We start from the raw sequence: 8,584 nt of genomic DNA on the forward strand, positions 1-8,584 counted from the left end.
GCACAGATGCTGGCACCGAAAGCCAGAACTCCCCGTACACAGACAACGGATAACGGCAAACAGAACACCTGTTTCTCCTCACTGGATAACATGGTTGCCCAGGGCAATGTCCTGCCTGTTCTGTACGGTGAAATGCGCGTGGGGTCACGTGTGGCATCTCAGGAGATCAGCACGGCAGATGAAGGGGATGGTGGTCAGGTTGTGGTAATTGGGCGGTAATATTATTTACTCATGTTCTAACTGATTTAATATTTATATCGAACACTGATAATTATTCTATTGGTTAGCTATATGAACAAAACGATTTTATTCTGCACGATTATTGCCTTAACAGGATGTAAATCTTTGGATTACGTAAAATCCGGAAAACCTGTAATGGAAGGTAATTCATTAAAAAATATTGATGAATTGTCAGGCTGCATATCCAGACAATGGGCTGGTAATGGAACACCTATAACATCCCTTCCTATTGAGAATGGGGTAAGCCTTTTAGTTCCACAGGCTATGGGGGGATATGATATTGTGCTTGATATCAAAAAAGCAGGAAATGGCAGTAGTTTTACTCTTTATGAACGTGTACCAGCATTAACGCCAAAAATTTTTGCTGATAGTGTTAATGCATGTAAATAATAGTTAATCCTGCCGTAACTCATGAGCCGCCTTTTGGGCGGCTTTGTTGTTTATGGAGTGTGAGGAATGGGTAAAGGAAGCAGTAAGGGGCATACCCCGCGCGAAGCGAAGGACAACCTGAAATCCACGCAATTACTGAGTGTGATCGATGCCATCAGCGAAGGGCCGATTGAAGGTCCGGTGGATGGATTAAAAAGCGTGCTGCTGAACAGTACACCGGTGCTGGACAGTGAGGGGAATACCAACATCTCCGGTGTTACGGTGGTGTTCCGGGCAGGTGAGCAGGAGCAGACACCGCCGGAGGGATTTGAATCCTCCGGTTCCGAGACGGTGCTGGGTACGGAAGTGAAATACGACACGCCGATCACCCGGACCATCACGTCTGCAAACATCGACCGTCTGCGCTTTACCTTCGGTGTGCAGGCACTGGTGGAAACCACCTCAAAGGGTGACAGGAATCCGTCGGAAGTCCGCCTGCTGGTTCAGATACAACGTAACGGTGGCTGGGTGACGGAAAAAGACATCACCATTAAGGGCAAAACCACCTCGCAGTATCTGGCCTCGGTGGTGGTGGGTAACCTGCCGCCGCGCCCGTTTAATATCCGGATGCGCAGGATGACGCCGGACAGCACCACAGACCAGCTGCAGAACAAAACGCTCTGGTCGTCATACACTGAAATCATCGATGTGAAACAGTGCTACCCGAACACGGCACTGGTCGGCGTGCAGGTGGACTCGGAACAGTTCGGCAGCCAGCAGGTGAGCCGTAATTATCATCTTCGCGGGCGCATTCTGCAGGTGCCATCGAACTATAACCCGCAGACGCGGCAATACAGCGGTATCTGGGACGGGACGTTTAAACCGGCATACAGCAACAACATGGCATGGTGTCTGTGGGATATGCTGACCCACCCGCGCTACGGCATGGGGAAACGTCTTGGTGCGGCGGATGTGGACAAATGGGCGCTGTATGTCATCGGCCAGTATTGCGATCAGTCAGTGCCGGATGGCTTTGGTGGCACGGAGCCGCGCATCACCTGTAACGCTTACCTGACCACACAGCGTAAGGCGTGGGATGTGCTCAGTGATTTCTGTTCGGCGATGCGCTATATGCCGGTATGGAACGGGCAGACGCTGACGTTCGTGCAGGACCGACCGTCGGATAAGGTGTGGACCTATAACCGCAGTAATGTGGTGATGCCGGATGATGGCGCGCCGTTCCGCTACAGCTTCAGCGCCCTGAAGGACCGCCATAATGCCGTTGAGGTGAACTGGATTGACCCGGATAACGGCTGGGAGACGGCGACAGAGCTTGTTGAAGATACGCAGGCCATTGCCCGTTACGGTCGTAACGTCACGAAGATGGATGCCTTTGGCTGTACCAGCCGGGGGCAGGCACACCGCGCCGGGCTGTGGCTGATTAAAACGGAGCTGCTGGAAACGCAGACCGTGGACTTCAGCGTGGGTGCAGAAGGGCTTCGCCATGTACCGGGCGATGTCATTGAAATCTGTGATGATGACTATGCGGGTATCAGCATCGGCGGGCGCGTGCTGGCGGTGAACAGCCAGACGCGGACACTGACGCTCGACCGTGAAATCACGCTGCCATCCTCCGGCACCACGCTGATAAGCCTGGTTGACGGACAGGGGAATCCGGTCAGCGTGGAGGTCCAGTCCGTCACCGACGGCGTGAAGGTGAAAGTGAGCCGTGTTCCTGACGGCGTTGCCGAATACAGCGTGTGGGGGCTGAAGCTGCCGACGCTGCGCCAGCGCCTGTTCCGCTGCGTGAGTATCCGTGAGAACGATGACGGCACGTATGCCATCACCGCCGTGCAGCATGTACCGGAAAAAGAAGCCATCGTGGATAACGGGGCGCACTTTGACGGCGACCAGAGCGGCACGGTGAATGGTGTCACGCCGCCAGCGGTGCAGCACCTGACTGCCGAAGTCACCGCAGACAGCGGGGAGTATCAGGTACTGGCCCGCTGGGACACGCCGAAGGTGGTGAAGGGCGTGAGCTTCCTGCTTCGCCTGACCGTGACAGCGGACGATGGCAGTGAGCGGCTGGTCAGCACGGCCCGGACGACGGAAACCACATACCGCTTCAGGCAGCTGGCGCTGGGGCGTTACATGTTGACGGTCCGGGCGGTAAATGCGTGGGGACAGCAGGGCGATCCGGCGTCGGTATCGTTCCGGATTGCCGCACCGGCAGCGCCGTCGCGGATTGAGCTGACGCCGGGCTATTTTCAGATAACCGCCACGCCGCATCTTGCCGTTTATGACCCGACGGTACAGTTTGAGTTCTGGTTTTCGGAAAAGCGGATTACCGATATCAGGAAGGTTGAAACCACAGCGCGCTATCTTGGCACGGGGCTGTACTGGATAGCCGCCAGTATCAATATCAAACCGGGCCATGATTATTATTTTTACGTTCGCAGTGTGAACACCGTTGGCAAATCGGCATTCGTGGAGGCTGTTGGTCAGCCGAGTGATGATGCATCCGGTTATCTGGATTTTTTCAAAGGCGAGATAGGGAAAACCCATCTGGCTCAGGAGCTGTGGACGCAGATTGATAAAGGTCAGCTTGCGCCTGACCTGGCTGAAATCAGGACGTCCATTACGGATGTCAGCAATGAAATCACGCAGACTGTCAATAAGAAACTGAAAGACCAGAGTGCGGCAATCCAGCAGATACAGAAGGTTCAGGTTGATACAAATAATAATCTGAACAGCATGTGGGCTGTGAAGCTGCAACAGATGAAGGACGGACGCCTTTATATTGCGGGTATCGGTGCCGGTATTGAGAATACGCCAGCAGGAATGCAGAGTCAGGTGCTGCTGGCGGCAGACAGGATTGCGATGATTAATCCTGCGAATGGCAACACAAAGCCGATGTTTGTTGGTCAGGGCGATCAGATATTCATGAACGACGTGTTCCTGAAACGCCTGACGGCTCCCACCATTACCAGCGGCGGTGATCCTCCGGCATTTTCCCTGACACCGGACGGGCGGCTGACGGCGAAAAATGCCGATATTAGCGGTAACGTGAATGCGAACTCCGGGACGCTCAACAACGTCACGATTAACGAGAACTGTCGGGTTCTGGGAAAACTGTCCGCCAACCAGATTGAAGGCGATCTCGTTAAAACAGTGGGCAAAGCTTTCCCCCGGGACTCCCGTGCACCGGAGCGGTGGCCATCAGGGACCATTACCGTCAGGGTTTATGACGATCAGCCGTTTGACCGGCAAATTGTTATTCCGGCGGTGGCATTCAGTGGCGCTAAGCATGAGAGAGAGCATACTGATATTTACTCCTCATGCCGTCTGATAGTGCGGAAAAACGGTGCTGAAATTTATAACCGTACCGCGCTGGATAATACGCTGATTTACAGTGGCGTTATTGATATGCCTGCCGGTCACGGTCACATGACACTGGAGTTTTCGGTGTCAGCATGGCTGGTAAATAACTGGTATCCCACAGCAAGTATCAGCGATTTGCTGGTTGTGGTGATGAAGAAAGCCACTACAGGCATCACGATTAGCTGAATTTTATAACCCAGATACGGGCACCAGAAATGGTGCCTTTTTTATTGCAGAAAAGCGAGAGGTAATTATGCGTAAATTATGTGCTGTTATTCTGTCCGCAGTAGTCTGGCTGGTTGCCGCTGGTATGCCAGCGAGCGCAGCAGAGCATCAGTCCACACTAAGCGCCGGGTATCTTCAGACCCATACTGATATGCCAGGCAGCGATGATCTGAACGGGATTAACGTGAAATACCGTTATGAGTTTACGGACACGCTGGGGCTGGTGACGTCATTCAGTTATGCCAATGCCAAAGATGAGCAAAAAACGCATTACAGCGATACCCGCTGGCATGAAGATTCCGTGCGTAACCGCTGGTTCAGCGTGATGGCGGGGCCGTCTGTGCGCGTGAATGAATGGTTCAGCGCGTATGCGATGGCGGGTGTGACTTACAGTCGTGTGTCGACTTTTTCCGGGGATTATCTCCGTGTAACTGACAGCAAGGGGAAAACGCACGATGTGCTGACCGGAAGTGATGACGGTCGCCACAGCAACACGTCTCTGGCGTGGGGGGCTGGCGTGCAGTTTAACCCGACCGAATCCGTGGCCATTGATATTGCTTATGAAGGCTCCGGCAGTGGTGACTGGCGTACCAACAGTTTCATCGTTGGTGTCGGCTATAAATTCTGATTAGCCAGGTAACACAGTGTTATGACAGCCCGCCGGTTCAGGCGGGCTTTTTTGTGGGGGGAATATGGCAGTACTGATTTCAGGTGTACTGAAAGATGGTGCAGGTAAGCCGATACAAAACTGCACCATTCAGCTAAAGGCCAGGCGCAACAGCACCACGGTGGTGGTGAACACAGTGGCCTCAGAAAATCCGGATGAAGCCGGGCGTTATACAATGGACGTCGAGTATGGTCAGTACAGCGTCAGTCTGTTGGTGGAGGGATTCCCGCCGTCACACGCCGGGATTATCACCGTATATGAGGACTCAAAGCCGGGCACACTGAATGATTTCCTCGGTGCAATGACGGAGGATGATGTCCGGCCAGAGGCACTGCGCCGTTTTGAACTGATGGTGGAAGAGGTGGCGCGTAACGCGTCCGCAGTGGCACAGAACACGGCAGCCGCGAAGAAGTCAGCCAGCGATGCCCGCACATCAGCCCGTGAGGCGGCAACCCATGCGACTGATGCTGCAGGCTCAGCACGCGCAGCCAGCACGTCAGCCGGACAGGCCGCGTCGTCGGCTCAGTCAGCGTCTTCCAGCGCAGAAGCGGCATCAACAAAGGCCAGTGAAGCATCGAAAAGTGCTGCTGCTGCAGAGTCCTCAAAAAGCGCGGCAGCTACCAGTGCCAGTGCCGCGAAAACGTCAGAAACGAATGCGGCAGCGTCACAACAATCAGCAGCCACTTCTGCATCCACCGCGACCACGAAAGCGTCAGAAGCAGCCACTTCAGCACGGGATGCGTCGGCTTCAAAAGAGGCGGCAAAATCATCAGAAACGAACGCAGCCTCGAGCGCCAGCAGCGCAGCTTCCTCGGCAACGGCGGCAGCAAATTCTGCGAAGGCGGCAAAAACGTCCGAGACGAACGCCAGGTCTTCTGAAACGGCAGCGGGACAGAGCGCCTCAGCTGCGGCAGACTCAAAAACAGCGGCTGCATTATCTGCCAGTGCCGCGTCAACAAGTGCCGGGCAGGCCTCAGCCAGTGCCACCGCCGCCGGAAAATCGGCAGAAAGTGCTGCATCGTCTGCTTCAACAGCCACAACGAAGGCTGGCGAAGCCGCTGTACTGGCCAGCGCAGCAGCGAGGTCTGCTTCCGCAGCGAAGACATCCGAGACGAACGCGAAAGCGTCGGAAACCAGCGCAGAATCCTCAAAAACGGCTGCCGCATCGTCCGCCAGTTCGGCGGCGTCATCGGCATCATCTGCGTCTGCTTCAAAAGATGAGGCGACCAGACAGGCGTCAGCAGCAAAGGGCAGCGCCACGACGGCATCCACGAAGGCGACAGAGGCAGCTGGCAGTGCGACGGCGGCAGCTCAGAGCAAAAGTACGGCGGAATCCGCGGCAACGCGCGCTGAGACAGCGGCAAAACGGGCAGAGGATATTGCATCCGCCGTGGCGCTTGAGGATGCGAGCACGACGAAAAAGGGGATAGTACAGCTCAGCAGTGCGACTAACAGCACTTCCGAGTCACTGGCGGCAACGCCAAAAGCCGTTAAGGCCGCGTATGAGCTGGCTAACGGGAAATACACCGCACAGGATGCAACGACAGCACAGAAAGGGATAGTTCAGCTTAGCAACGCGACCAACAGCACATCTGAAATGCTGGCGGCAACGCCAAAGTCGGTAAAGGCAGCCTATGACCTTGCTAACGGGAAATATACTGCTCAGGACGCTACGACAGCACAAAAAGGAATTGTCCAGCTCAGTAGTGCAACCAACAGCGCATCTGAAACGCTTGCCGCGACACCGAAAGCAGTGAAAGCAGCTAATGATAATGCGAATGGTCGGGTACCTTCTGCCCGTAAGGTGAATGGTAAGGCGCTTTCAGCGGATATAACACTGACGCCGAAAGATATTGGTACGCTTAACTCAACAACAATGTCATTCAGCGGTGGTGCTGGTTGGTTCAAATTAGCAACGGTAACCATGCCACAGGCGAGTTCTGTTGTTTCAATTACGTTGATTGGTGGTGCGGGATTTAACGTGGGGTCACCTCAACAGGCAGGTATATCTGAACTTGTTTTGCGTGCAGGTAATGGTAATCCGAAGGGGATTACTGGTGCTTTATGGCAGCGCACATCGACAGGGTTTACAAATTTTGCCTGGGTCAATACATCTGGTGATACTTACGATATTTACGTTGCAATCGGAAATTATGCGACTGGTGTAAATATTCAATGGGATTATACCAGTAATGCCAGCGTGACGATTCATACGTCACCAGCATATTCTGCTAATAAGCCGGAAGGGTTAACGGACGGTACAGTTTATGCACTCTATACGCCATCAGAGCAGTTTTATCCGCCTGGCGCACCAATCCCGTGGCCATCAGATACCGTTCCGTCTGGCTATGCCCTGATGCAGGGGCAGACTTTTGACAAATCTGCATACCCGAAACTTGCAGCCGCTTATCCGTCAGGCGTGATCCCTGATATGCGTGGCTGGACGATTAAGGGCAAACCCGCCAGTGGTCGTGCCGTATTGTCTCAGGAACAGGACGGCATTAAATCGCACACCCACAGCGCCAGCGCATCCAGTACGGATTTGGGGACGAAAAACACATCGTCGTTTGATTACGGAACCAAATCCACGAATAACACCGGGGCGCATACGCACAGTCTGAGTGGCTCTACGGGGTCTGCCGGTGATCATACTCATGGTAATGGTATTCGTTGGCCAGGAGGCGGCGGTTCTGCGTTAGCATTTTATGATGGCGGTGGGTTCACTTATGTCCAGGATTCACAGTATCAAGTAAGCCCGGGGACTTCTTCCCGTAGATCGTATTATCAACGTATTCAGACACAGTCAGCAGGTGCTCATACCCACTCGCTGTCTGGTACTGCAGCAAGTTCTGGCGCACATGCACATACTGTAGGTATTGGTGCGCATACGCACTCCGTTGCGATTGGTTCACATGGACACACCATCACCGTTAACGCTGCTGGTAACGCGGAAAACACCGTCAAAAACATCGCATTTAACTATATTGTGAGGCTTGCATAATGGCATTCAGAATGAGTGAACAAGCACGGACCATAAAAATTTATAATCTGCTGGCCGGAACTAATGAATTTATTGGTGAAGGTGACGCATATATTCCGCCTCATACAGGTCTGCCAGCAAACAGTACCGATATTGCACCACCAGATATTCCTGCTGGCTTTGTGGCTGTTTTCAACAGTGATGAGGCATCGTGGCATCTCGTTGAAGACCATCGGGGTAAAACGGTTTATGACGTAGCGTCAGGGGACGAGTTATTTATTTCTGAACTCGGTCCGTTACCGGAAAATGTTACCTGGTTATCGCCGGAAGGGGAGTTTCAGAAGTGGAACGGCACAGCCTGGGTGAAGGATACGGAAGCAGAAAAAATGTTCCGGATCCGGGAGGCGGAAGAAACAAAAAACAACCTGATGCAGGTAGCCAGTGAGCATATTGCGCCGCTTCAGGATGCTGCAGATCTGGAAATTGCAACGGAGGAAGAAACCTCATTGCTGGAAGCCTGGAAAAAGTATCGGGTGTTGCTGAACCGTGTTGATACATCAACTGCACCTGATATTGAGTGGCCTACGAACCCTGTCAGGGAGTAATCATTGGGATTATGCCGCAGCACGTCTTAAGCAAGAACGTGCTGCGGTTGGATGCTATTTTTTCCCTGAAGCGGAAAACATTACTACAGTACCTTGAACCTTGGTTTTAACATTCTC

6 protein-coding genes and 1 pseudogene are annotated in these 8,584 nt (G+C 53.5%); 6 read left to right on the forward strand and 1 reads right to left on the reverse strand.

Translation table 11 applies throughout. The annotated features are described in order from the left end of the window. From BGK49_RS05230 to BGK49_RS05250, 6 genes and pseudogenes are all read left to right on the forward strand, one after another. Positions 1 to 219: pseudogene (locus BGK49_RS05230) on the forward strand (tail assembly protein); the annotation flags it as partial. A gap of 72 nt (positions 220 to 291) precedes the next feature. After that, positions 292 to 630 carry a hypothetical protein gene (locus BGK49_RS30135; RefSeq protein WP_153933134.1) on the forward strand — a complete coding sequence of 113 codons (339 nt, stop codon included), beginning with the start codon at positions 292 to 294 and terminating at the stop codon, positions 628 to 630. A 66-nt stretch (positions 631 to 696) separates the two neighbouring features. Continuing rightward, on the forward strand, positions 697 to 4,176 hold the full coding sequence (gpJ, locus tag BGK49_RS05235) for a phage attachment tail tip protein J (protein ID WP_000515473.1): 3,480 nt from the start codon (positions 697 to 699) through the stop codon (positions 4,174 to 4,176). A 67-nt stretch (positions 4,177 to 4,243) separates the two neighbouring features. Further along, positions 4,244 to 4,843 carry an Ail/Lom family outer membrane beta-barrel protein gene (locus BGK49_RS05240; protein ID WP_001228225.1) on the forward strand — a complete coding sequence of 200 codons (600 nt, stop codon included), beginning with the start codon at positions 4,244 to 4,246 and terminating at the stop codon, positions 4,841 to 4,843. A 64-nt stretch (positions 4,844 to 4,907) separates the two neighbouring features. Continuing rightward, complete coding sequence (locus tag BGK49_RS05245) at positions 4,908 to 7,883, forward strand: prophage tail fiber N-terminal domain-containing protein (RefSeq protein WP_032335670.1); 2,976 nt, start codon at positions 4,908 to 4,910, stop codon at positions 7,881 to 7,883. An 11-nt stretch (positions 7,884 to 7,894) separates the two neighbouring features. Continuing rightward, positions 7,895 to 8,467, forward strand: a complete 573-nt coding sequence (locus BGK49_RS05250; RefSeq protein ID WP_001294928.1) for a tail fiber assembly protein — start codon at positions 7,895 to 7,897, stop codon at positions 8,465 to 8,467. Between the two features lie 54 nt (positions 8,468 to 8,521). Here the strand turns inward: BGK49_RS05250 and BGK49_RS30860 are convergent. Beyond that, positions 8,522 to 8,584 (reverse strand): hypothetical protein (locus tag BGK49_RS30860; protein ID WP_225879632.1); only part of this gene is annotated, 63 nt, incomplete at its 5' end.

This window comes from Shigella sp. FC1544 (assembly GCF_001722145.1).
Classification (GTDB): Bacteria; Pseudomonadota; Gammaproteobacteria; order Enterobacterales; family Enterobacteriaceae; genus Escherichia; species Escherichia coli.